Consider the following 21,208-nt stretch of genomic DNA (forward strand, 5'->3'; position numbering starts at 1 on the left):
GTTAATAGCCCAATCGGTAAACCAGGTTTCCTGGCGACTATAGCGGTTTGGAACCACCTGATCCCATCTCGAACTCAGAAGTGAAACATACCTGCGCCAATGATAGTGTGGGGCTTCCCCATGTGAAAGTAGGTCATCGCCAGGGTTTTATTCTAAAAAGCGGCCTTCGTGCCGCTTTTTCTATTTCCTATTGTCATTAGAAAAAAATTGTAGATACGCTTTAACCAGCGATCGAGACAGAGGCTTCGGAATTTAGTGCCTCATCCAAATGCAGTTGATCGATGATCAAATCAGCTTCTGCTTTAGCTTTCTTACTCGAGATTTCCAGTTCATCATAATTTAAACATAACAATTGTTGTAACCGCTGTTCAGCTTCAGAATAACTTTTTATTTGTCCACCAGTAGCTGCAGCTAAAGTTTTTCCTTGATAGGCATTGTTTATCATCGGTGCAGAATAATCTTCAAGTCGCTTAGCAATGTTAATGGCTCTAAAGGCTTCCATGCGTAAATCAAAAGCTCCTAAAATGGGCTCTCCTTCAAATTTAATGAGTTCTTGATACATATTTGCCAATAGGAAGTAGCCGGGTGATAAATAGAGTCTGGCAGCAATTTCTGCAAAAAAGAGAATTTTTTTTACAATTTCTTCATCAAAGCGATTTTGCAATAAATTTATACCCGTTCTACATAGGATATTTGCAGAAAAATAGCATCCAAACTGAGCAGAAGCAGTTAAGTATGTTTCTGCTTCTGGGTATAATTCTTTTGATAAATTCCCATCCTTATCCAATAAATGTTGATAAGTAACATAAAGAAAATATCCTTTAATTTGCTCGAAACATGAGGGAATAGTCGCGATAGGCATATATTCATGTATCGGTCTGCCATTAATTTCTGCGTTTTCACGTGGATTAACTCCACAAAGGCGCCAAACATTATTCCAATATTCAGCGAATTGTGGGAGATGACATATTTCATCAATTTCTGGATTTAGAAGAGCAAGTTTGATTAAGCTGCCTGTATCAGTGCTCCTGATTAGCCCGTTTAGAAAGGTACTCTCATGGTTTTTATAGTAATGAATTATTCTGTATTGTAATTCTATTTCCTTTTCATTTAAGGTAAAAAAATATTCTAAATTAGGCATGTTCTTCCTGAGATCAAAAGGGTGTTTTATAAGTCAATACCTCATACAAGGAGGCTAGATTGTAAAATCTCTTCTCCGCTTTTGAAAGGTTGAGTTGGCTTTTTCTCGACACTAACAGAAGAAATGATGGGGATAGCATCGCTTGTTTCTCTCTGCGGACCAAGCCAAGAGAGTAGAGTAGAACTGGGTGGATGTGCCGGTGCTGGTACAACTTTCTTGACAAGATGCCCAAGGCCGTTAATCTCAATTATATTTTCCAGTCCATGTTTAACCAACAATTCGTAAATGGTGGTGCGGCTAGCACCACTGGGAGCATTTTCTTTTCTAGCCTGGAGAATGTCAGCGACAAAATCTTGAATCACTGTGTGCCGAATGCTTTTTTCCTCTTCAAGAAATTTAATAATTAGGTGTTTGCTATCCATATTTGCGTTAATGCTAATAGGTTTATGGCCTTGCAAGAAAGTATAGCGTTTAATTTGTGCTCTTGAAGGAGGCATAGAACCAGGTCCAACGTCCCCGCCAATGTTCTCTGACTGTAGCCATTTCCATGTGGCCTCCATATATTCTTTTTCGCGGACTGCCATAGCAGCTGCTCCGAAAAATATAACTTGCTTGTCTTTAGAGCTTACATTTAAGACCATGCCCTCTTCATCTGTAATCAGTGTTAAATCTGTCTCGATTTCCTCACAAACGCATCGCATATAACTGTCATCTTGGCCAACAGAATAAATAAATTGGTCACAATCAATTTCAAAAATTTCGGGTAGATCTTGCTTATGCCCTCCTGTTTTTTTAAAGATTAATATCAATCTATTATCTTTGGTTTCTTGTATGCTTTGTAGGTCGCCATAAAACAGTTCTTGGCGCATTTTTGCATTTGACAAGGCACTTGTTGCAAGTTTTCCGGTGCCTGCTTTTTCAAAATTTCTTGCTATCCATATAACCTGATTTTTTTGGTTTTCTTTTATAAATTTTTGATCTTGAGTTCGAATATCATCCCCAAAAAAGCCCTTGCGATAACAAGCGGCTGCAGTACCCCCTCCGCCATAAATGACGATTTTTCTACCTGCACTTTTCTCTTCTTTATCGGTCAAGATAAAGTCATTTCCGTCTACTATAGGGGTAAATTGCTTTTGCTTATCGAATTGGTTTAAACGTATAAATTGGTCTTTGTCAAGAATGGTATCCGAAAGGATATTTTTTGCAGGACCAAGGCCTGTACAAACATTTATTTCGGTAGTATAAACTGGCTTTATTCCACTAGCTGTTCTAACAATTAAGCGGTATGGGCAGCCAGTAACTTGCCAATCCTCTTCATGATTAGATTTTTTTTCGATTTTCAAAACGGTTGCTTTTAATAGTGGCGCTTCGGTTGAGCCAAGATTTACCTGGTTTGCCATGATAAACATGGCGCCCATTAGCGTGAGGGTTTTCTTCATGATGCTTGCTTGATAGATAAGTTGCTGGGTTTTCAGCACCTACCCTTTCAAGGATGCTGTGCCGCTGTGCCAAGGTGTAGTCATGATGCCAGCTTCCCGCAGTTTCAGCGATCATCAATACCGGAGGGAGAGTTTTATCATTTAATTGGGCTACAGTTTTCCCATGATGCGTTTTAAATTTTTCGAGCCACAATGTGGTACCTGTGTCACCCGCACCCAAAATTACGCAAGGGACCTCAATGAAGTCTTTATCCATTATCGCAGCTTGGATAAGATTATTTATTTTTTCTTCAGTATCATAGGCCTTGATAAGCCTGTCGTAGCTTTTCGTTACATTTGATAAATCATCATCGGTTGGTATTGGGAGAGCAGGGACTGATTTATCCACTGTCTTAAGCCGGGTATCAAAAGTGGCAATCAAGCCATCACTCATACTGATTGCGAATTCGTTTACATAATTATAAAGCCTAAGCGCTTTTTTAAGTATTGCAATACGTTCTTTGATCGTATAGGAATCGTCAAAGATCCCTTTCTTAGTTATTTGTGAGAGTAGGTAGTCAAACTTTCTCTCTAAGTCTCTGGAAGTACGGATTTTGCATAATAACAAACATGAACAAATATAATTGAGCTCAAACTGGTGAACCTCTTTTGCTAATCTGGGCATGATAACGCTTCGTTTCTATTATCAGAGTTGTATACCATACCAAACCAACCTTAACTGAATATTAAACTAACAGATTTATTTGTTTTTGAACTTTATGCAGATAAAAAATAACAGAAAAAAATGACTCTTGCTCCATTTCTACTTCCTGCGACTTGTTCGCGAGATCCAGCTTGAGTGATCATTCCAGGAATCTGTGGATAGACCGCCCAACGTTTGGTTTAGAGAGAAAATATGGGTTTGATTTTTCTGCAAGGTTTTTGAAATATAAGAAAGACATAAAAACAACCTGCGTATAGATAGAAATTTGAGTTTTATCTGACCCAGAGGATTTTTGATCGTAGCGAAGACATTTGGGAGTTATTCCTATAAGTGAGTTATACCTTTTCTTAATAGAATTCTCACAGAGAATAGTACTGGCTATTTTCTGTTCAGTGCTTTTTCTTGATTAAGATAGCTATCTTTAAGTTTGGCATAATGGTTAGCGGAATATTCAAGATGCGCTAATTCCTCGTTCGTAAGTTGACGAACAGCACGAGCCGGATTGCCTAGATACAAATAGCCGGTTTTTAAATGCTTTCCTGGCGGCACTAAACTCCCGGCTGCAACCATAACGTGATGTTCAATGTAAACACCATCAAGAATTAAAGTCCCCATTCCAATTAAGCAATAATCGTCGATATGGCATCCGTGGAGAACGACTTGGTGCCCAATGGTTACTCCTTTACCAATAATAAGTGGCTGCCCCCCTGGAGTATAAGGGCCTTCGTGAGTAACATGTAAAACAGACGCATCTTGGACATTGGAAAGATTACCAATTTTAATCGAGTTAACATCCCCTCGGATGACTGCCATGGGCCATATTGATACATCATCACCTAAAGTGACATCCCCTATGACAGCAGACTGAGGATCAATATAAACTCTTTTACCCAACAATGGATATTTTGTATTAAAAGGACGAGTCGTGTTCATGCTATACCATCGTTACTAGTTCTTCTGCGCTGGTCGGGTGGATTGCGACAGTGTTGTCAAAGTCCCGTTTACAGGCTCCCATTTTAACAGCAACACCAAAGCCTTGCAGCATTTCATCGGCACCATAGCCAATAATGTGAATTCCTATAATTTTTTCTTCCTCGCCAAGAGTAACTAGCTTCATTACTGTGGGTGTTTTTTCTTCACTTAAAGCATCGTACATAGGGTAAAAACGAGTCTGATAGATTTTAATTTTTTCTTGTCCGTATTTAGCTATCGCTTCTTCTTCACTCAGGCCAACACTGCCGATAGGTGGATGGCTAAATATGACAGAGCAAATGTTCTCATAACTTAGATAGGCATCTTTTTGATTACCAAAAAGGCGATCGGCAAGTTTTCTTCCAGCCGCAATAGCCACGGGAGTTAGTGCGGGAGCATCTGTCACGTCACCGATGGCGTAAATACCTCGAATGGAGGTATTTTGGTAACGATCGACAGTAATAAGCCCTCGTTCGTCCCTTTCCATTTTAAGCGATTCGAGATTTAGGCCAAATGTGCGGGGCGACCGTCCCACTGCAACAATGATGGTATCTAAATCAGCAATGACGGAACCACTACTGCAATGGATTGCTTTTCGACCATCTTGCTGTAAGCTAATTTTATTAGCATGGTGATTCGGGTGAACATGAAGTTTTTGCTGGTGCATAATCTCCAGTAAAGTGTCGCCTAGGATGGAATCAAAACGACTTAAAGGTCGTTGGCCTCGAATTAACAAATGGGTTTCCGCTCCTAACCCATGCAATACACCAGCTAATTCTACCCCGATATAGCCGCTACCAATTACTGCAACCTTATTGGGTCTCTCAGCTAAGGAAAAAAAACCGTCCGAATCAATGGCATATTGTACCCCGGCCAAATCGTTTGGAATAATCGGTTCTCCTCCTGTGGCGATAATAATATGCTTTGCTTGATAATGGGTTCCACACACATCAACCGTATTCGAGTTAACAAAAACGCCTTTGCCGTGTAAATAAGTCATTTTGTACTGGGTAAAGCGCTTAGCGTAGTTTTCCCGTAATTTCTCGATATAAGCATTGCGCCTGCCCACCAAGGTTTGCCAATCTAATTTGGCATGAATAGGACTAAAGCCAAAATCGGATGATTTTCTTAAAGTCTCCGCAACCATTGAAGCATTAAACATGATTTTTTTAGGTACACAGCCTAAATTGACACAAGTACCACCTAAATGGTGTTGTTCAACTACAGCAACTTTAGCCCCATATTTTGCTGCTCGGACAGCGCTGGCTATCCCACCACTTCCTCCGCCTAAAACGATTAAGTCATATTTCATACTTGCTAGTTCCTTAATCAAAAATTTCCTAATTCACCTCATAGTAATAAATTTTTATTAAAACGGACATAAGGCTTTTCATTCACTATACTAAATAAAAATAATAAAAAAATGAGTGCAATGCGTGCGAAATTTTTATCAATATTTTTCTTAAGCGCTCTGAGCTTAGGTTGTGGCTCGTCCGATCATTCTAAAACTTATCAGGGGTATGTAGAAGGAGAAAATATTTATTTAGCTTCTTCCAACTCCGGAATTTTAAAGAAATTGCTAGTAAATCGCGGGGATCAAGTGCATCAGGGCCAATTACTTTTTGTGCTCGATGAAAATCCACAAGCATTGGTTGTTAAACAAAACGAAGCTGATCTATTGCAGGCAGAAAAAGTGTTAAAAGACTTGGAAAACCCGAAGCGTACTCCTGAAATTGAAGCAATAAAAGCTCAAATTGCGCAAACTGATGCTGAACTAAAACTTGCTGAAGTGAGAGTAAAGAGGATGACTACCTTATTGGCAAGGAATGCGATTGATAAAGACACGGTAGACGCAGCAATTGCTAAATATAACGAAGAGAAACACCTAAAAGAGCAGTATGAATACAATTTACAATTAGCCCGTTTAGGTAGCCGCATTGAACAAATAAAAGCCCAAGAAGCACAAATTATTTCTGTCACAGCCAAGCTCAATGAAGCTAAATGGCAGTTGGCGCAAAAAAGTGTTTCAGCACCCGATGATGGTTTTATTTTTGATACTTATTTTCGCGTTGGCGAATTTGTTCCAAATCAACAAGCGGTCTTGTCTTTATTGCCGCCTAAAAATATACGCATTGAATTTTTCATTCCGGTAGAAGAACTGTCTGCTGTTCATAGAGGCCAAAAAATTAATTTTATTTGTGAAGGTTGCAACAATCCCAATCAAGCCACGATTACTTATATTTCTCCTGAAGCCCAGTATATCCCGCCGCTTGTCTATACACGTGAAAATAATGATAAACTGGTGTTTCGTATAAAAGCGGTTATTGAGCATCCCCATCAATTTAAACCGGGTCAACCTGTGTCGGTGATTTTACCATGAGTGAAGAGGTCATTGATGTTACTGGTTTAACGAAATCCTTTAATAACAACATTGTTGTTAATCGCATTAATTTACATATTAAAAAGGGCGAGGTATTTGGATTCCTCGGACCCAATGGAAGTGGTAAAACGACCACAATTCGTATGTTATGTGGCCTTCTAACCCCAGATGGTGGGCAAGGTACTTGTTTGGGGTATGACATCATTAAAGAATCAAAAGAAATTAAGCAACATGTTGGTTACATGACACAGAAATTTAGTCTTTATAATGATTTAACTATTCAGGAAAACTTAACTTTAATCTCGCGTATTTACGGGATTGATAACCGAAAAGCGCGGGTGAATAGCGCTTTGGAAGAATTGGGTTTAACTGCAAGAAAGCGGCAGCTCACTGGAGAGTTATCTGGTGGATGGAAGCAGCGGGTTGCTTTGGCAGCATGTTTATTGCATGAGCCAGAATTATTGTTACTTGACGAACCGACTGCAGGCGTTGACCCCATTGCTCGACGAGAATTTTGGGATAAGATTCATACGCTGAGCGAACAAGGCGTAACCATTTTAGTTTCGACCCACTATATGGATGAAGCAGAACGTTGTACCCGATTGGCTTATCTTGCTAGGGGCGAATTACTGATCACAGGGACGGTCAAAGAAGTCATTTCAATGACTAAACTTAAAACTTGGGAAATTTCTGGCGAAGTAACCACTTCACTATTACGTCAAACAAAGGATATTGAAGAAATTACTCAAGCAGCTCTTTTCGGTAATCGAATTCATATTTGTGGATTTGACAAAGCAAAAATAGAATCTGGCTTAACTAATTTGGCCAAACGCTTCCCGACGATTAGTTGGCAGCAAATAGATACCACTTTAGAAGATGCATTTATTAGTTTGGTAAATGAATCTCAAGGAGAACTCGGTTGAAATTTTGGTCAGCTACACGAATGTTTGCCATCATGGCGAAAGAGTTTGTACAAGTCCGTCGTGATAAAGGGACTTTTGCAATGATTATTGGTATTCCCTTAATGCAATTGATGTTGTTTGGTTATGCCATTAATACAAACCCGCGACATTTACCCACAGCGATTGTCAATCCTGACTACAGCAATTTTACCCGTAGAATTTTAGTGGGAATGGAGAACTCAACTTATTTTCGTTTTATTAGTCCTTCATCCAGCGAAAAGGAGGCCCATGAATTATTGCAAACAGGCAGAGTGCAATTTGTTGTCAATTTTCCCATCAATTTTTCACGCGACTTAGTTAAAGGGTTGAAACCGACTTTACTGTTGGAGGCAGATGCGAGCGATCCCGCGGCGACGAGTAATGCTATTGCTGTTTTTAACGATTTGCCTTACCTCATTTTAAAGGAAGAGTTAGTTGGTCCTTTAAAGAATTTATCGGGTGATTCTCCTGCATACCAACCTCTTGTCCATGCTGTTTATAATCCATTGGCTATAACGGCTTATAACATTGTGCCAGGCTTGCTCGGTGTTGTGTTGACGATGACGATGATAGTCATCACTTCGCTTGCTATCACTAAGGAATATGAGCGTGGGACAATGGAAAATTTACTTGCTACCCCGGTGAGGCCTTTAGAGGTCATGATTGGGAAAATTTTACCCTATATTATCGTGGGCTATATTCAAGTATTACTTATTTTAGTAATTTCAAGGCTTTTATTTAGTGTGCCTATTCAAGGCAGTGTTATCCTTTTATTGATTCTCTGTTTGCCTTTCATTGCAGCCAATCTGGCGGTAGGGTTAACTTTTTCAACAATTGCTACAAATCAGCTGCAAGCCGTTCAAGCGGCCCTATTTTTCTTTCTGCCCTCAATGCTATTGTCCGGATTCATGTTCCCTTTTCGCGGCATGCCCGAATGGGCTCAATGGGTAGGCAGTATTCTCCCTTTAACTCATTTTTTGTTAATTGTGCGCGGCATTTTATTAAAGGGGAATGGATTTTTGGAAGTTTGGCCTGAAGTCGTACGCATCGTAGCCTTTATGGTTGTCGTTATGGCAATCGGTGTTAAACGATACCGTCAAACACTGGATTAGAAGGTTGTTGCTAAACACAAGCAATAGAACGCTTAAGCTAAGAATTCGCAAACCTTTAATTCCACGCGCTCGTCAATCAGGACGCTAATGTGATCAGCATTAGGTAATAGTTCAAGAGAGCCATGCCGATATTGTTCGCAAAAAATTGCCGATTCATAGGGACTGATCGAGTCGTCCTTATCACCATGAATGCAAAGGACAGGAGTTTGCGATTGCCTGATAAAATGACGAAAATCAAGATGCTTTAAATCGGTTATTGCATGTTGGCGAAAAAGCTCGCGTAAAAAAATAAAACCCTTGCCGCTGAGTTTGAGACGCCTTGCCAATTTACTGACAGGCGTACGCATGCGAGTGGGTGACGACATTAAAACCACGCGCTCAGGTTCTTGTACGAGTCCCCATTCTGGGAATTGACAGGCCAAATTTAAGGTATTCAACAACATTGAGCCACCAAACGAATGTCCAATGACCGCATAAAATGGACCTATTTGATTAATAGTTCGCTGTAGAATGGTCACGGCATCAGTCCAAGTCAATTGCACCCCTTTCGCTTCCCCATGAGCTGGAAAATCGATGGCATAAACGTGATAACCTTGTTGATGCAAGGCACGAATTAAACGTGACATATAAGCCGCTCTTGATAACCATCCATGGGCGATCAGTACTTTTTTTGCTTGTGGATTGTCAACCTGTTCAAAGCAATGAATGACATGGTGGCGAGGAGTGTCAAGGTTTATTGAGCGGTTGCGATTTGCCACAAAAAACTCACAGGCTTTTTGGGCGAAATCCCGATATTCTTTTTCGATGGGCAGGTGGATAGGGGTAATAAATAATTGATAACACAACTGCGCATGAATTAAGTCCCAAACCTCAGTCAGTGTTTTAGCACGCATAGTTATTATCCTTCCTGGAGTTATAAATAAACGTTCACTTCACCGAACGGCATAAATCCCCATCGTCCCCAAGATTAATGGTTACGCTTATAAACTGATCATAGTTCAAAAAATAGCATGGAGTTATTTTATGCCTCAGGAAGGAGTGATAGGGGATGAAAGCTTGAAATGCTCCAAAGGAATGTAAATCTGGCTTTTATGTCCCGTTTTGCTTTCGAAAAGGCAAATTTCATTGATTTCAGTTTTTGGAATTTGAGGTATTCTAAGGGCCTCCACATCATGAATATTTTTATCTAGACGGACTATGCGTCCGAGGGTTAAATGACCACGAAATTGCCCCCGCTCAAGGGGATAATTTATCGCAGAAATTCCTAGGCCAATTCGGTGCGAAAGGTCGGCTAGAACATCATGAGGCTCTACCTGTAGCGCAACAACTCGCGGGCGTTTAACAGAAGGAAATAACTCGAGGTTAACTAACTCCAGCTGAAAAACAGTCGCATCTTTTAATTCAACTCTTACTATCTCAATTAATTGAATGAGGTGGGCATATTCAATTTCGCGAAGAAATTGTAGGGTAATATGTAAATTTTCTATGGTAGTCCAACGGATTGTTTTTGTGGGCAGATCTTGCTTGAGCGAAGATAATATTTTCTTTAATGGGTTCTGTAATGATTCAGGCAGACTAATAGCAAAAAAGGCACGAATCGGTTTCATAAGCTACCAAATCGAAGTGAGTTTGAGTTACTTATAGTGTAGTTGAATCTAAGTTTGTTATTGGGGAATCCATTATTTCAAATGAAATTAAAAATTTAAGGAAATTAAGTTGGTTATGACTCGCATTTTTTAAATGCGTCTGGCAAAATTTGTTTTACCTCAAATTCAATTTTTGGATTAGGGTTTGTTGATCACCAAAGACCCTATTGCTGAACAAGGATTTTTCATGCACACATCGACTTATCTCTATCATCATGGTGAACAAGAGTTACATGGTTTCCTTGCTTATGATGACACGACTGATAAACAACGACCAGCCGTATTGGTAGTCCATGATTGGTCAGGACGGAATGACTTTGCTTGTGAAAAAGCGGAGATGTTAGCCAAGATGGGCTATCTTGGGTTTGCAGTGGATATGTATGGGAATGGGCGAATTGGTGCCTCTACTCCTGAAAAATCAGCGCTTATGGAGCCCTTAGTGAATGATCGCCGCTTATTACGGGATCGTATTCGGGCTGCGTTTGATGCTTTAATTGCCATGTCGGAAGTGGATATTAATCGGATTGCCGTTATAGGATTTTGCTTTGGCGGTTTATGTGCCCTTGATTTAGCCCGCAGTGGGGCAGAGCTCAAAGGTGTGGTCAGTTTTCATGGTCTTCTTAACAAACCTAAAAATCTAGCTAATGAAACTATCCATGCAAAAATCTTAGCATTACATGGTTACGATGACCCCATGGTTCAGCCTGAACAGGTTAATGAGTTTTGCCTTGAAATGACCATCGCTAAAGCCGATTGGCAGGTTCATGTGTACGGCCATACCCAACACGCTTTTACAAACCCTCATGCCCACGATGCCCAGTTGGGGTTGATTTACAACGCCAGAGCGGAACGGCGTGCTTGGCAAGCGATGACCAATTTTCTTCAGGAAATATTTGCCTAGTAGGCCTTTAGGAAGCCTGGTTAATAGGGGCTGAGCATTCACATCAATAGTTATTGCACATGATTAAAGAAAAGAGGGATATCCTGCAACCCATTTTGCAGCTCGTGTTCGCGATAACTATTCTCTTCATTTCATTTGTGCAAAATGCTTTTGCTGAAACATTAAGTGCTGCGGAAATCCGTGCACTTCTTGACGAGACGCGGGCTTTAAGAAAAGAAGTTGCACAATTAAAAAAAGAACTTGCAGAGCATAAACGTGAGCATAAGTTTAAGCCGGCAGCTACCTCAACAAAATCAAAGCAGCAAATTCCGCAGGAAAAACAGGCTAAGGCTCAAAAGCTCCCCTTAAAAAAACCGATCGTGGTTTCTGCTGCTAAAGAAACGGTAAACATTAAAAACGGTGATCAAAGAACCAGTAAAAAAGCACTTAATAAAAAGGCTGCTAATCAAAGCAGCTCACCTAATATAAAGGATTATGTACGTAGGTTAGGCGGGTATTTCCCCACCATTAATCCTTATTTAGGCCAACCCGCTGCTTATGATGGTTCGGATTTAATAACCAATTTCTCTCAACAAAATACAGATCTTCTAGCTCTGCAATACCGCCAAGAGCTTGAGAACACTTTTTCCAAACAGGATATGTCTAATTATTATCTTGTATTAAGTGGAACCTTATCTGCGCAAGCTGATTGGTTAACACCCTATATAGGGCGTTCGAACAGTGATATCGATTTAACTGTCGCCAACATTACTGGTCTTGCAGGGATTGGTAAATGGGTGACCGGTTTTTTCAGTTTTGACTATGACAATATTGCTTTGGAAGATCTCACCCCGCCACGGTTTGGTTCGAGAGTGGGTAATTCTCGTGTATATGTCGATCAGGGTTTTATAACCGTTGGAAATCTGAATAAATTCGATTGGTATGCATCAATTGGCCAAATGTATTTGCCTTTTGGCCAGTATAATAGCTACATGATTAACAGCCCTTTAACCGCGTCTCTGTTTACTACTTCCCAACGTCCTGTTTTGTTTGGGTATAGTCATAGTACGGATACCATGGAATTTGATGCTACTGTATACGGCTACCGTGGCGATACAGTGACTTCTCCTCATTCAAATGCAATCAATGAATGGGGTGCAAGTGTTGATTATCTTATTAATAAGGACAATTGGAGTACTGAAATTGGGCTTGGGTATATTGCTAATATTGCAGATGCACAAGGGATTTTATTAAATGGGCAACTTTCACAAGGTTGTACACTTTTTGGCGGTTTCGCATTTCCTTGCAGAACACAGAATGTCCTCGTTCATAAAGTACCTGGCTTTGATATTTATGGTAATTTAACCATAGGGCGGTACAGTTTAATTGCTGAATACCTGACTGCTACCCGTCGATTCTCACCAATCGACATGACTTTTGATGGTAGAGGAGCAAAACCCAAAGCGTTTGATCTTGAAGGAGCTTATGCCTTTAGATTGTTTGATAAGCCAAGCAGTATCGCACTTGGCTACGGTTTTACGAAACAGTCTTTAGCTTTATTGCTTCCTACTCGGCAATATACGATCACGTTCACGACTTCTCTTTGGCGAAATACGACACAAAGTTTAGGTTTTCAACATGATGTCAATTACAATATTTTTAGTACAGCAACAGGGCAATTGTTACCGGTTTATTTACCCATTGATCGATTGAATTTGGGTCGAAAGAGTAATACTGTGTTATTTGCTGTTAACGCCTATTTCTAACACTTAAGGATAGCCATGGGAAAATATGCGATTTGTTTACTTGCCTTATTGCTTAGCCTAGGTCTCACTGCGTGCACTTCTAAAAAAGAGACTCCTGTTTCTGCATCAGCAACTGGTACGGAGACTATCTCTGGCAATGAGAGCGAAACTGCCGAAAAAAACAGGCCACTTAAGCTCAATGCAAATAAGAAGTTTGTAAAGCATCGTGAGGTTAATAGGCGCTTGATTCGGCGGGTACATCGACTACATCGTAATAGGGCTTTGGTATAGGGTTTGCTAGCTAAGCGCTTACCGTGTTGGACTGTTCCGAATCGTAATAGATCGGCCCCTATCAGGAAACGGCCATATTTGGTGGATAAAACATACCAAAAAACTACCTGCATAGACCAGCTATGCTGCGTTTTTTGCCATGTTTTCTCGCAACCTATACTTTGTGCCGAATCCAACATAGGGAACTTGATCTATCATTCAAATTCAAGATCCGGCAGAGGGCTAACAAATGAATTAGGAAGGGCTATTACACTAGATGTCTTCGCCCAGTAGGTAATTTTTGCTGATGTATTTATTGAAATTGTCAGGCTCACCAAGTGACCAAAATTCACACAATGGGTATTCAAGGATTAGTCCGTCAAGATAATTGTATACGTGGGACACGTAATATTCACCATTTGGTGCAACATCTTTATTCATAAATACTTTTTCTGCAGCAGGCAAAAAGTCAGCAATCGTTCCGAACCAATAAACCCCTATTGTTGCACGATTGGAAATTCTTTCCTTTTCTCTTACCCGGGTGATTTTGCAGGGAAATTTTTCATCAATTTCGGCATATGAATGGCGCTGGCTTTTCCTTTCAATGGTGGGTATCCCTCCAACAGCCCCACGATCTTTTAGCCAGGATAGTGCCCAGTTCCCTGGCCAAACAAGGACTTGATCACAGTTGCAAATGACTAACTCAGCACCTAAATTTTCAAGTAAAGTCGATTTTGCATACATTACAGTATCTAATGGGCCTTTAGTCTCATTGTGAGTGGCAACAATCGTTGCGCGGCTGGCAATAAGAGGATAATCCATAAGGACTGGCTGAATAGATTCGGCCTCACGGGTTATTAAGATAATTTTATCGTACGAAAATCCCAATTTGTGAATGGCATGAATGAACATTGGTTCATTGTTCGGAGGAACTGGGGTAAGCTTTTTATCAGGGTATATTTCAAGAAACCGTGTCCCGAATCCTGCCATCGGTATAACAACTATTCGCATGCAACCCCCATGCGAGCTATTACTCCATAATAAAAGTTAAACCGACGGCTTAATTGACCAGTATATTGTGATTTCGGCATTCCTAAATTTCCACACTTAATTCACTTGCGGCACAGCGGTCTGCCATAAGGCGAAACTCTTTTACCCCTGCTGTTGTGCCGTCTTTATGCGAATGAATCGAACCGCCTGCAGAAATCATAATATCATTGCCAAAGGCTTGATGAAGGATAGGTACATGTGCCGGTGTAGCGCCGCAGCTAAAGCTTGGAATAGTCCCTTTATGGCCATAACAAGGATTTTGTAACGCATCTAAACGCTTTTGCAATACCTCTTTGCTTTCATCCAAATAGCCGCCCATCATACCAATATGGATCATATCAGCCCCTGCAAGGCGAGCAAGCAAGCACCATACATCAAAGGCAATTGAATAACCGCTTTTTGTGATGACCCCATCGCCCGATTTTTGATAGAAAGAGACTTTATTGGCAAGTGATGAAAGATAAGCAAATGCATCAAGACCTGCCCATACATTCAGATGATAGCCATAGATGTTTTTACTTTCATTTAAGGCTGCTGCGACTTCCCCATATTGCGCGATTGGGATATTGATTGCAGGCGCGTAAATGACCTTCGCACCTTCTAACACGCGATTCACCGCTTCAATTCGTTGTAATACGTGCGCACCTTCTATTTCGCCTAAAATCTCGTCTTCTTTGATAAAATCGATTCCACCCTCGACCATTGCTTCGACCATTCGACAAAGCATATCGATGGATAACCCAGTTTTAGGTTTAACAATGCCACCAATCAGCGGTCTTCCATACACAGAAATTTTATCGCGAATTCCTTGGATACCTAATTTAGGACCAGGGAAAGATTTGATCAATTGTTCAGGGATATCTAGGCTTACTAAGCGACAACCTTTGATTAGGTCGATATCCATTTGACCGCCCATGACCACAGTCAGGAGGTGGGTGAATGAGTTCGGAGTAAAGAGATCCAAGGGAAAGATAGTTTCGACTTCGAACTGGCCGTCAGGAAGCTCAGTAATGTTTGTTACGCGAGCTGAGTATCTTTCAAGCATTTCTGGGGTTTCATATTTCGAACGCAGGTAGGGGTTACCTATGGATTGACCAATTACTAGTGCGTCCGCAGCCTCTTTAATTTTTGTTGATTTAATATGATAGGTTGCTTTCAGATAAGTTGGCATCTCGTCTTCCTCCGTGGATAAACTGCAATAAGATAAGGTTGCATTTTATATCATGAAGTCACTACCAGAGGAATCATTTTCATTTTGTTATGAAACAATTTGTTTCTATTCGATTTTTGACAATCCACTTTGTTCATTTAATATTGAATCAATTCGACATCATAAACCAAAAAAGTTAGAATTCGGGGATAGATCCAGGATCAATCGCCAATAGACCCTAGAATAAAAGGATTATTGTGATTCAAAATCAACCTAATTTTATAGCCCTGGCGCAACAAGATGGCCGGCTAAGGCAAGCCCAGTTAAAGATGCTTAATATGCTGGAGGTTGTTGATGAAATTTGTTTAAAGCACAAAATTGATTACTGGCTCGATGGTGGGTCGCTTCTAGGTGCTGTCCGCCATCAAGGATTTATCCCATGGGATGATGATCTCGATATTTCTATGCCACGTGCGAGTTATGAGCATTTTCTCCGTGTGGCGCCTGCGGAAATTCCAGCCAATATGTGGCTGCAAACCGCACAAACAGATCCTGGTTTTTTTAATTTATCAGTGCCGTTAAAGATAAGGGATCGAAATAGCCGTTTTGTTGAAGCGCATGAGCAGGGCAATGAACCTTATCAGCAGGGTATATTCATTGATGTTTTTGTTTATGACAGCCTCCCTGTGTCCCCTTTTCAACGCAAACTTTATAAAGTCTTAGCGAAAAAGATATTGCGGCTGTTACGCCCTAAATACAGTGCGGTAGAGGCAGGGCATGGCGCAAGGCTCTATCAACTTTTGGAGCCTTTGTTCTCTAAACAAATGTTAGAAAGAGCGTTACAACGCATTATTCATAAAGCAAATACGAGCGGTAGCCCTTATCTGGGTACGGGGTATCAATGTGTGAATAGTAACCTTGTAGCTCGTACAGATATTTTCCCGCTAAAACGGGCACGTTTTGAAACGAGAGAATTTAATATTCCGAATCGATTCGATCTCATGCTGAAAGATCTTTACGGAGATTACATGACTTTACCTCCCGAAGACCAGCGTGTCATGAAGCATTGTAAAGAATTAATTCCTGAGCTGATTTAAGAGAAGTATGTCTGTATTTAAACCTGTATTTGACGCTGTTGGTACTGGTGCAGGAGTAGCTTGGCCTTTGTTTGGTATTCTTTCCTCTGCCTTAAGTTTGGGCATAGGCGGGGCAGCCATGGCTGGCCTTGGCTCTGTTTGCTGCGGATTATTCCTCCTAGTCGGTCTTCGCGTTTTTTACCTCTCCTATAAAAAAAGTAAGGCTGAAGAAGCTCAATTAAATGATAAGTTGCATAAAAATTTATCCGGCTTTATTGACAGGTTATACAACTGTTATTTAGAAGAAGATACTTCACTCAATTTTCCTGATTACCTTAATAGCAGTAATCTTGATCGGGAGGAAACAAGTAATAGGACATCCATCCAAGTGCAGTTCATTGAATTTGTACGGGGGAATTCAGCAAAGTTTCTTCTCAATTATCATCACCATAGTCCAATAAAAAAGAACGAAAAGCTAAAAAAAATAATTAAGGCTTTTATCAATTCATCTGATTTCAATGAACGCGTTAAAGCACTTCCAATGGGTGAACTTTTGGATGGAGCCTTTCTTAACTTTGTCGGCGTATTCGGGGCTGTTGCGGGATGCAGTGCTGGCGTGATAGGCGTTTTTTCTGGCCTGGGTTTGATGATCAGTTTAAGCGCTATCCCATTTGTGGGTGCCGCTGTTCTTGCTGCAGCGCTTTTTTTAGGGATCTGTGGCGCGGTGATCTCTGTTCATGCAAACATCGAGAAAAATAGGAAAATCCAAATTTACAAAAATTTTAAAGGAATTAACCATAATTTCGATCTGGAAATGAATTTAGATAAATCAACGAGAGAGGTTGAGCCGCCCAAAAAACCTCAGGTTTTTAAACCCCCTGAAATCCATCGGGATTGGAGATCTGAATCTGGTGAATCCGAAAAAAAGTTTAGGATTGCCAAGATTAGGTCAATTTTATTTTATCGATGCAATTCAATTGATGAAGAGGATAACCATTTATCGGCAACAAGTTCTTTCGAACCTAATTAAGCATCGGTGTGCAAAAAATCGCATGATGGGTAAACTCTACAGCTTAAGATAATTTCATGATATAAACTCCTATGAATATTACACCAAGGGAGTCGACTAATGTCTAACAAATTCAATGAAGTAACTAAAGGGATCAGCACACAATTGGCGAAAATGCGCAAAGAAATGCCCGAAGTGATGGCAGGATTTTCCTCACTGGCCCAGGCTGCTACAAAAGACGGTGTGCTTGATAAAAAAACGAAAGAACTCATCGCTATCGCTTTAGCTGTTGCAAATCATTGCCCAGGTTGTATTGGTTTTCACTCTCAAACTTTAGTCAAACTACAAGCTAGCCGTGAAGAATTAATGGAAACCTTAGCAATGGCTGTTTATATGGGTGGTGGCCCTTCTCTAATGTATGCTGCGGAAGCTTTGGAAGCATTCGAAGAGTTTAGTGCTTAAACAGGTATCCCGCCTGATTTATATCCAAAAAATTGTGCCCCTACGTAAAACCCTGGATTTTTGTTTTTAAAAACAGGAACCTACCGATATTGAATTACTTTTAATAGAAGTACCTTGTATAAAAGCGGGGCGCATAGGGGCTGTATAAAGTGACCGTTATCCAAGGTTAGTAATTGAATGTAGCAACGGTTTCTTCCGTTGCCTCATCTTTCTTGGTACAGCCAGCAACCAATACTAAGGCTCCCGCTAGCGCTAGAATTAGGCCAAATACGATTAGAGGAATTCCGAGAGGCAGGCTAATTGGTAAAGCAGCTGCTAAGATTATGCCGCCGGCTAAAATAGTTCCTGCTCCAAATAACAATAAACTTCCTCCAGTTATATTTGAGGATGTACAACTTTTGTCTTGTGATGAAACAGGCTTATCTTCGAAAAGTGGGGTTTCATCTTCTGTGGTGTTTGGGAGGTTTTTCGGTGGTTCATAAAAAAAGGTGGTATTGCTCACTCGTCTAATTGGTTTCTCTGAGCTGCTTTTGGGTTCAGTGGCTAACGGAAGTTCTCCTTGTATCAGGTTACTTAACTCTTCTCCAAAATTACCCAGTTGTCGTCGCTCATAGATTTTTCCAGTTGTAGCAAGCGCGGCTAAATTGGCTAAAGAATGCATCCAACAGATAGGCGTCCTAGTCGGTTGCTGTAATCCTGGAATGAACTCAATTTTTTCTCTGTTGTCGTTTAAAAATGGATTTAGCTGAATATCTCTAGAGGAGGTAATCCCTTGGGAAGCCAATGTCCTTGAGTCTGTCATGATGATTTTATGCAGATTACCGGTTGCGTCAAGTTGTGCAAACATAGCATGCCAGTGCGAACCTCTCTCAGTGGCATAATGCCGCATGTGGCAAATTTTGGCGTGCGGCGTACCTAGATTTAAGATTATTTGCTCTGCGAACTTATCCGTTTGAGGGTTCATAGAAGGAATGGACAGCAGGGTTTCATCAAAAGAATCGGCGCTAAACAACACGGGTGTCTCAATATAGTCCGAAGGCTTTAAAGCAAAAGAGAGTTTGTTAAATGCCCGATTTAGCGCTTCTTCTGCGGTTAGAGTTTCATTATCCTCTGTAAATTTGTCATCCAAGCCAATAGGGAGATGGTTTTGTATGAACTGCAGTAAAGTAGCCATGGTGGATTGGGGGAGAGAGCCTACTTGAGTTACTTTAACAAGAAACCATAGGAATGTCAAAAATTTTACAATTTGTTCCTTCGCTTGCTATTAATTAGTGCTTTAACAATTCACTCATATGCTGCATTTGCACGGATGGTTTATCTTGTTGGCAAGGATAAGTTTTGGTTACACCAAGCCAAGCGATTTGAGAAACGGTCATTTTATCTTTATCACTTTGTTGACTAGGGATCTCTTTATAAGTCTTAAGAATAAGCGAATTGAGTGTTGCTGCATCCAAGTTGACGTTAGACGGAAGGCAAAATAGCGGCCTTCCTTGGCTTTTGGCAAGTTCGTTGGCTTGGGTTAGAGTTTCAGCAATGCTCTCGCTAGTTATAATTAACACGTTACGCGCGGATCTCGCCCAAGCTTGAGATTGTGCATCGGCTTTCATTTCCATCTGCGGAATATTATTGGAAATATTCATGTAATTATCGATGGTGTCAGCTTTTACGTGTAAAGAGCATAAAAGAACAAAAGAAAAAATGAGCAAGCGCATTGTTATTTCCTAACCTGTAGAATCCAATAGATAGTAATGTATTGGATTGTCTTTGCATATAAAGGGGCCACACTCTAAAAATGTACTGATTCCATTAGCAAGAATCAAGATAAGAAAAAAGCATATTAATAAATAGTGCCAGTAGCTTGGTATGGGGCTTTTCTTTGTAAACTCCCGCTCAAGCAAGAGGGCAATAGCAATTAAACCAATCACAATACCAAAGCCGATTGCAGCCCAAGTATAGAGGTATATGCCAAGTAGAGGCGAACCGTAGCCTAAATCGCCTGGTGAAACATGCAAAAATACCTGTCGCAAGGCAATGGCAAGCCCCAACAAGGCGGATAGAATCATGAGGCCATAATGAGAAATTTTAATACCGAATTTTAAATTCATGCTTAAGCAGAGCCCAACCCCAATAAAACAGACACGCTGTAATAAGCAGAGAGGGCAAGGTAATTGGTAAGTGATTAATTGCTGATAAAAGGCAAACATGAGGACTATACAAACACCGAGTAATCCTAAACAATTTCCCCAGTAGTGAATTTTATTTTGGTTATTCATATCCCAGCAAATCCCCATGAAAATCAAACCAAAATAAGGTAAGCAGCAGGCAAAATAAGAATTGAGGTTTTAAAAAGCGGTTGGGTTTAAAAACAATTTGCAAACCAATGAGCCAATACAATAGATACAGGAGTGTCATCATTTGTGAAAAATCCGATTAAATAAATCGTAAGAGAATAGTCGCTATAGGGGTTCGCCATATTTGCCGCATATTGCGATAAAACATACCAAATTCCTACTCACTTAATTATCTATGCTGCGTTTATTGCCATGTTTTCTCGCAATATGTGATTAAATAATACATTTTGCACCAAATTCAACATAGTGGGTCTGATTTGTTAAAAAAAATCTTATAATCCTTAAATGAACTCGTTTTAAAATATAGCCTTTTTTAAGATGGCGCAACAACTCTTTCTTATTACCTAGCGTTAATTTAGGTGGTAAAACTAAAAATTATGCGAGGATTATTAGCATCATAGGCCACTTTTTTAGTTGTTTCATTAAATTGGTTTTTTGTAAATTTGTTAATTGTTTTTCGCCAAAATTGTAAGCCGCTTTCATTTTGCGGAAGAACAGAAACTTGCCATTTGCCAGGATAGCGTTGCCATAATTGTTGGGCAATCTTTTGCCCGATTCCGCGGTGTTGAAATTTTGCGGTGATAAAAAACTCTCCCACATTCCAATCGATGTCTGGTATAAAGCCAACTTTATTTACTAAAACAAAACCAGCTAATTCGTTATTGACTCGAATAAGGAAAGGGTATCGGTCTTTTTCAATAAAATAGCTTTTAAAATCATACGCTTCATACAAGCCATCCTCCGGACACTCCCAGTCCGGTAAAAAACCACAATAGCGTGACATATCATAGACATAAAAACGGGCAAGATTTTGTATAGTGGAATAATCATCGCCCGTTGCTGGAATTAGTTGGGGTTCTAAGTTTTTTGACATATAAAGT

23 protein-coding genes and 1 rRNA gene are annotated in these 21,208 nt (G+C 40.3%); 10 read left to right on the top strand and 14 right to left on the bottom strand.

Annotated features, from left to right (window positions below):
- The first annotated feature begins 29 nt into the window (after window positions 1-29).
- A 5S ribosomal RNA gene (gene rrf / locus LMI_RS02765) occupies window positions 30-145 on the top strand.
- A 75-nt stretch (window positions 146-220) separates the two neighbouring features.
- Here rrf and LMI_RS02770 read toward each other — a convergent pair.
- The 5 genes from LMI_RS02770 to gorA form a co-directional block, all read right to left on the bottom strand.
- On the bottom strand, window positions 221-1,141 hold the full coding sequence (locus LMI_RS02770) for a DUF5630 domain-containing protein (protein ID WP_045098437.1): 921 nt from the start codon (window positions 1,139-1,141) through the stop codon (window positions 221-223).
- 41 nt (window positions 1,142-1,182) lie between these two features.
- Entirely contained in the window at window positions 1,183-2,580 is a 1,398-nt protein-coding gene (locus LMI_RS14755) for a hypothetical protein (RefSeq protein WP_154662695.1), read from the bottom strand.
- Entirely contained in the window at window positions 2,462-3,244 is a 783-nt protein-coding gene (locus LMI_RS14760; protein ID WP_052679425.1) for a hypothetical protein, read from the bottom strand. Before LMI_RS14760 ends, LMI_RS14755 begins: the two co-directional genes overlap by 119 nt.
- A 417-nt stretch (window positions 3,245-3,661) precedes the next feature.
- Window positions 3,662-4,216 carry a gamma carbonic anhydrase family protein gene (locus tag LMI_RS02780; RefSeq protein WP_045098438.1) on the bottom strand — a complete coding sequence of 185 codons (555 nt, stop codon included), beginning with the start codon at window positions 4,214-4,216 and terminating at the stop codon, window positions 3,662-3,664.
- Window position 4,217: 1 nt separating this feature from the next.
- Window positions 4,218-5,567 carry a glutathione-disulfide reductase gene (gene gorA, locus LMI_RS02785; RefSeq protein WP_045098439.1) on the bottom strand — a complete coding sequence of 450 codons (1,350 nt, stop codon included), beginning with the start codon at window positions 5,565-5,567 and terminating at the stop codon, window positions 4,218-4,220.
- 120 nt (window positions 5,568-5,687) lie between these two features.
- On the opposite strand from gorA, the gene LMI_RS02790 reads away from it, so the two are divergent.
- The 3 genes from LMI_RS02790 to LMI_RS02800 are packed head-to-tail and all read left to right on the top strand — an operon-like array spanning window position 5,688 to window position 8,688.
- A complete protein-coding gene (locus tag LMI_RS02790) occupies window positions 5,688-6,635 on the top strand; it encodes an HlyD family secretion protein (RefSeq protein ID WP_058393266.1) in 948 nt (315 codons plus the stop codon).
- The gene (locus LMI_RS02795; protein ID WP_045098441.1) at window positions 6,632-7,558 is read left to right on the top strand and encodes an ABC transporter ATP-binding protein; all 927 of its coding nucleotides are present in this window, start codon (window positions 6,632-6,634) and stop codon (window positions 7,556-7,558) included. The genes LMI_RS02790 and LMI_RS02795 overlap by 4 nt, the downstream gene beginning before the upstream one ends.
- Window positions 7,555-8,688, top strand: coding sequence for an ABC transporter permease (locus tag LMI_RS02800; protein ID WP_231852210.1), 1,134 nt, complete (start codon window positions 7,555-7,557; stop codon window positions 8,686-8,688). The genes LMI_RS02795 and LMI_RS02800 overlap by 4 nt, the downstream gene beginning before the upstream one ends.
- Window positions 8,689-8,720: 32 nt before the next feature.
- Here LMI_RS02800 and LMI_RS02805 read toward each other — a convergent pair whose 3' ends face one another.
- Together LMI_RS02805 and thpR are read right to left on the bottom strand one after the other, a co-directional pair.
- Window positions 8,721-9,581: an alpha/beta hydrolase gene (locus LMI_RS02805; protein ID WP_045098442.1), complete on the bottom strand. Its 861-nt coding sequence runs from the start codon at window positions 9,579-9,581 to the stop codon at window positions 8,721-8,723.
- A gap of 135 nt (window positions 9,582-9,716) precedes the next feature.
- Window positions 9,717-10,295: an RNA 2',3'-cyclic phosphodiesterase gene (thpR, locus tag LMI_RS02810; protein ID WP_045098443.1), complete on the bottom strand. Its 579-nt coding sequence runs from the start codon at window positions 10,293-10,295 to the stop codon at window positions 9,717-9,719.
- 226 nt (window positions 10,296-10,521) lie between these two features.
- Between thpR and LMI_RS02815 the strand changes: the two genes are divergently transcribed.
- From LMI_RS02815 to LMI_RS02825, 3 genes are read left to right on the top strand one after another with little or no spacing between them, the layout of a single operon-like run.
- Window positions 10,522-11,235 carry a dienelactone hydrolase family protein gene (locus tag LMI_RS02815; protein ID WP_045100526.1) on the top strand — a complete coding sequence of 238 codons (714 nt, stop codon included), beginning with the start codon at window positions 10,522-10,524 and terminating at the stop codon, window positions 11,233-11,235.
- A gap of 59 nt (window positions 11,236-11,294) precedes the next feature.
- A complete protein-coding gene (locus tag LMI_RS02820; RefSeq protein ID WP_045098444.1) occupies window positions 11,295-12,980 on the top strand; it encodes an LbtU family siderophore porin in 1,686 nt (561 codons plus the stop codon).
- 15 nt (window positions 12,981-12,995) lie between these two features.
- Window positions 12,996-13,250 carry a hypothetical protein gene (locus tag LMI_RS02825; RefSeq protein WP_045098445.1) on the top strand — a complete coding sequence of 85 codons (255 nt, stop codon included), beginning with the start codon at window positions 12,996-12,998 and terminating at the stop codon, window positions 13,248-13,250.
- Window positions 13,251-13,502: 252 nt separating this feature from the next.
- Here LMI_RS02825 and LMI_RS02830 read toward each other — a convergent pair whose 3' ends face one another.
- Both LMI_RS02830 and LMI_RS02835 read right to left on the bottom strand, forming a co-directional pair.
- Complete coding sequence (locus LMI_RS02830) at window positions 13,503-14,240, bottom strand: glycosyltransferase family protein (protein WP_058393265.1); 738 nt, start codon at window positions 14,238-14,240, stop codon at window positions 13,503-13,505.
- A gap of 82 nt (window positions 14,241-14,322) precedes the next feature.
- Entirely contained in the window at window positions 14,323-15,450 is a 1,128-nt protein-coding gene (locus tag LMI_RS02835) for a RuBisCO large subunit C-terminal-like domain-containing protein (protein ID WP_045098447.1), read from the bottom strand.
- A 236-nt stretch (window positions 15,451-15,686) separates the two neighbouring features.
- On the opposite strand from LMI_RS02835, the gene LMI_RS02840 reads away from it, so the two are divergent.
- The 3 genes from LMI_RS02840 (at window position 15,687) to LMI_RS02850 (ending at window position 17,976) form a co-directional block, all read left to right on the top strand.
- Window positions 15,687-16,526: a LicD family protein gene (locus tag LMI_RS02840; RefSeq protein WP_231852211.1), complete on the top strand. Its 840-nt coding sequence runs from the start codon at window positions 15,687-15,689 to the stop codon at window positions 16,524-16,526.
- 7 nt (window positions 16,527-16,533) lie between these two features.
- Entirely contained in the window at window positions 16,534-17,535 is a 1,002-nt protein-coding gene (locus LMI_RS02845) for a hypothetical protein (protein WP_045098449.1), read from the top strand.
- Between the two features lie 99 nt (window positions 17,536-17,634).
- Entirely contained in the window at window positions 17,635-17,976 is a 342-nt protein-coding gene (locus LMI_RS02850; RefSeq protein WP_045098450.1) for a carboxymuconolactone decarboxylase family protein, read from the top strand.
- Window positions 17,977-18,142: 166 nt separating this feature from the next.
- Here LMI_RS02850 and LMI_RS02855 read toward each other — a convergent pair whose 3' ends face one another.
- From LMI_RS02855 to LMI_RS02870, 5 genes are all read right to left on the bottom strand, one after another.
- Entirely contained in the window at window positions 18,143-19,150 is a 1,008-nt protein-coding gene (locus tag LMI_RS02855; protein ID WP_045098451.1) for a phage holin family protein, read from the bottom strand.
- A gap of 94 nt (window positions 19,151-19,244) precedes the next feature.
- Window positions 19,245-19,688: a hypothetical protein gene (locus tag LMI_RS02860; protein WP_045098452.1), complete on the bottom strand. Its 444-nt coding sequence runs from the start codon at window positions 19,686-19,688 to the stop codon at window positions 19,245-19,247.
- A gap of 9 nt (window positions 19,689-19,697) precedes the next feature.
- Window positions 19,698-20,249 carry a disulfide bond formation protein B gene (locus tag LMI_RS02865; protein WP_045098453.1) on the bottom strand — a complete coding sequence of 184 codons (552 nt, stop codon included), beginning with the start codon at window positions 20,247-20,249 and terminating at the stop codon, window positions 19,698-19,700.
- Window positions 20,242-20,391, bottom strand: coding sequence for a DUF5993 family protein (locus LMI_RS15790; RefSeq protein ID WP_217423724.1), 150 nt, complete (start codon window positions 20,389-20,391; stop codon window positions 20,242-20,244). Before LMI_RS15790 ends, LMI_RS02865 begins: the two co-directional genes overlap by 8 nt.
- A gap of 291 nt (window positions 20,392-20,682) precedes the next feature.
- A complete protein-coding gene (locus tag LMI_RS02870) occupies window positions 20,683-21,201 on the bottom strand; it encodes a GNAT family N-acetyltransferase (RefSeq protein WP_045098454.1) in 519 nt (172 codons plus the stop codon).
- Between the last annotated feature and the right edge of the window lie 7 nt (window positions 21,202-21,208).

The sequence above is a fragment of the Legionella micdadei genome (genome assembly GCF_000953635.1).
Taxonomy (GTDB): domain Bacteria; phylum Pseudomonadota; class Gammaproteobacteria; order Legionellales; family Legionellaceae; genus Tatlockia; species Tatlockia micdadei.

Bases quoted from the DNA above. Each gene is read 5' to 3' on its own strand.
- LMI_RS14755 (WP_154662695.1), bottom strand. From the start codon at position 2,580: ATGAAGAAAACCCTCACGCTAATGGGCGCCATGTTTATCATGGCAAAC.
- LMI_RS02865 (WP_045098453.1), bottom strand. From the start codon at position 20,249: ATGAATAACCAAAATAAAATTCACTACTGGGGAAATTGTTTAGGATTA.
- LMI_RS15790 (WP_217423724.1), bottom strand. From the start codon at position 20,391: ATGATGACACTCCTGTATCTATTGTATTGGCTCATTGGTTTGCAAATT.
- thpR (WP_045098443.1), bottom strand. From the start codon at position 10,295: ATGAAACCGATTCGTGCCTTTTTTGCTATTAGTCTGCCTGAATCATTA.
- LMI_RS02770 (WP_045098437.1), bottom strand. From the start codon at position 1,141: ATGCCTAATTTAGAATATTTTTTTACCTTAAATGAAAAGGAAATAGAA.
- LMI_RS02780 (WP_045098438.1), bottom strand. From the start codon at position 4,216: ATGAACACGACTCGTCCTTTTAATACAAAATATCCATTGTTGGGTAAA.
- LMI_RS14760 (WP_052679425.1), bottom strand. From the start codon at position 3,244: ATGCCCAGATTAGCAAAAGAGGTTCACCAGTTTGAGCTCAATTATATT.
- LMI_RS02825 (WP_045098445.1), top strand. From the start codon at position 12,996: ATGGGAAAATATGCGATTTGTTTACTTGCCTTATTGCTTAGCCTAGGT.
- LMI_RS02805 (WP_045098442.1), bottom strand. From the start codon at position 9,581: ATGCGTGCTAAAACACTGACTGAGGTTTGGGACTTAATTCATGCGCAG.
- LMI_RS02815 (WP_045100526.1), top strand. From the start codon at position 10,522: ATGCACACATCGACTTATCTCTATCATCATGGTGAACAAGAGTTACAT.
- LMI_RS02870 (WP_045098454.1), bottom strand. From the start codon at position 21,201: ATGTCAAAAAACTTAGAACCCCAACTAATTCCAGCAACGGGCGATGAT.
- LMI_RS02790 (WP_058393266.1), top strand. From the start codon at position 5,688: ATGCGTGCGAAATTTTTATCAATATTTTTCTTAAGCGCTCTGAGCTTA.
- LMI_RS02795 (WP_045098441.1), top strand. From the start codon at position 6,632: ATGAGTGAAGAGGTCATTGATGTTACTGGTTTAACGAAATCCTTTAAT.
- LMI_RS02860 (WP_045098452.1), bottom strand. From the start codon at position 19,688: ATGCGCTTGCTCATTTTTTCTTTTGTTCTTTTATGCTCTTTACACGTA.
- LMI_RS02850 (WP_045098450.1), top strand. From the start codon at position 17,635: ATGTCTAACAAATTCAATGAAGTAACTAAAGGGATCAGCACACAATTG.
- gorA (WP_045098439.1), bottom strand. From the start codon at position 5,567: ATGAAATATGACTTAATCGTTTTAGGCGGAGGAAGTGGTGGGATAGCC.
- LMI_RS02835 (WP_045098447.1), bottom strand. From the start codon at position 15,450: ATGCCAACTTATCTGAAAGCAACCTATCATATTAAATCAACAAAAATT.
- LMI_RS02820 (WP_045098444.1), top strand. From the start codon at position 11,295: ATGATTAAAGAAAAGAGGGATATCCTGCAACCCATTTTGCAGCTCGTG.
- LMI_RS02845 (WP_045098449.1), top strand. From the start codon at position 16,534: ATGTCTGTATTTAAACCTGTATTTGACGCTGTTGGTACTGGTGCAGGA.
- LMI_RS02855 (WP_045098451.1), bottom strand. From the start codon at position 19,150: ATGGCTACTTTACTGCAGTTCATACAAAACCATCTCCCTATTGGCTTG.
- LMI_RS02830 (WP_058393265.1), bottom strand. From the start codon at position 14,240: ATGCGAATAGTTGTTATACCGATGGCAGGATTCGGGACACGGTTTCTT.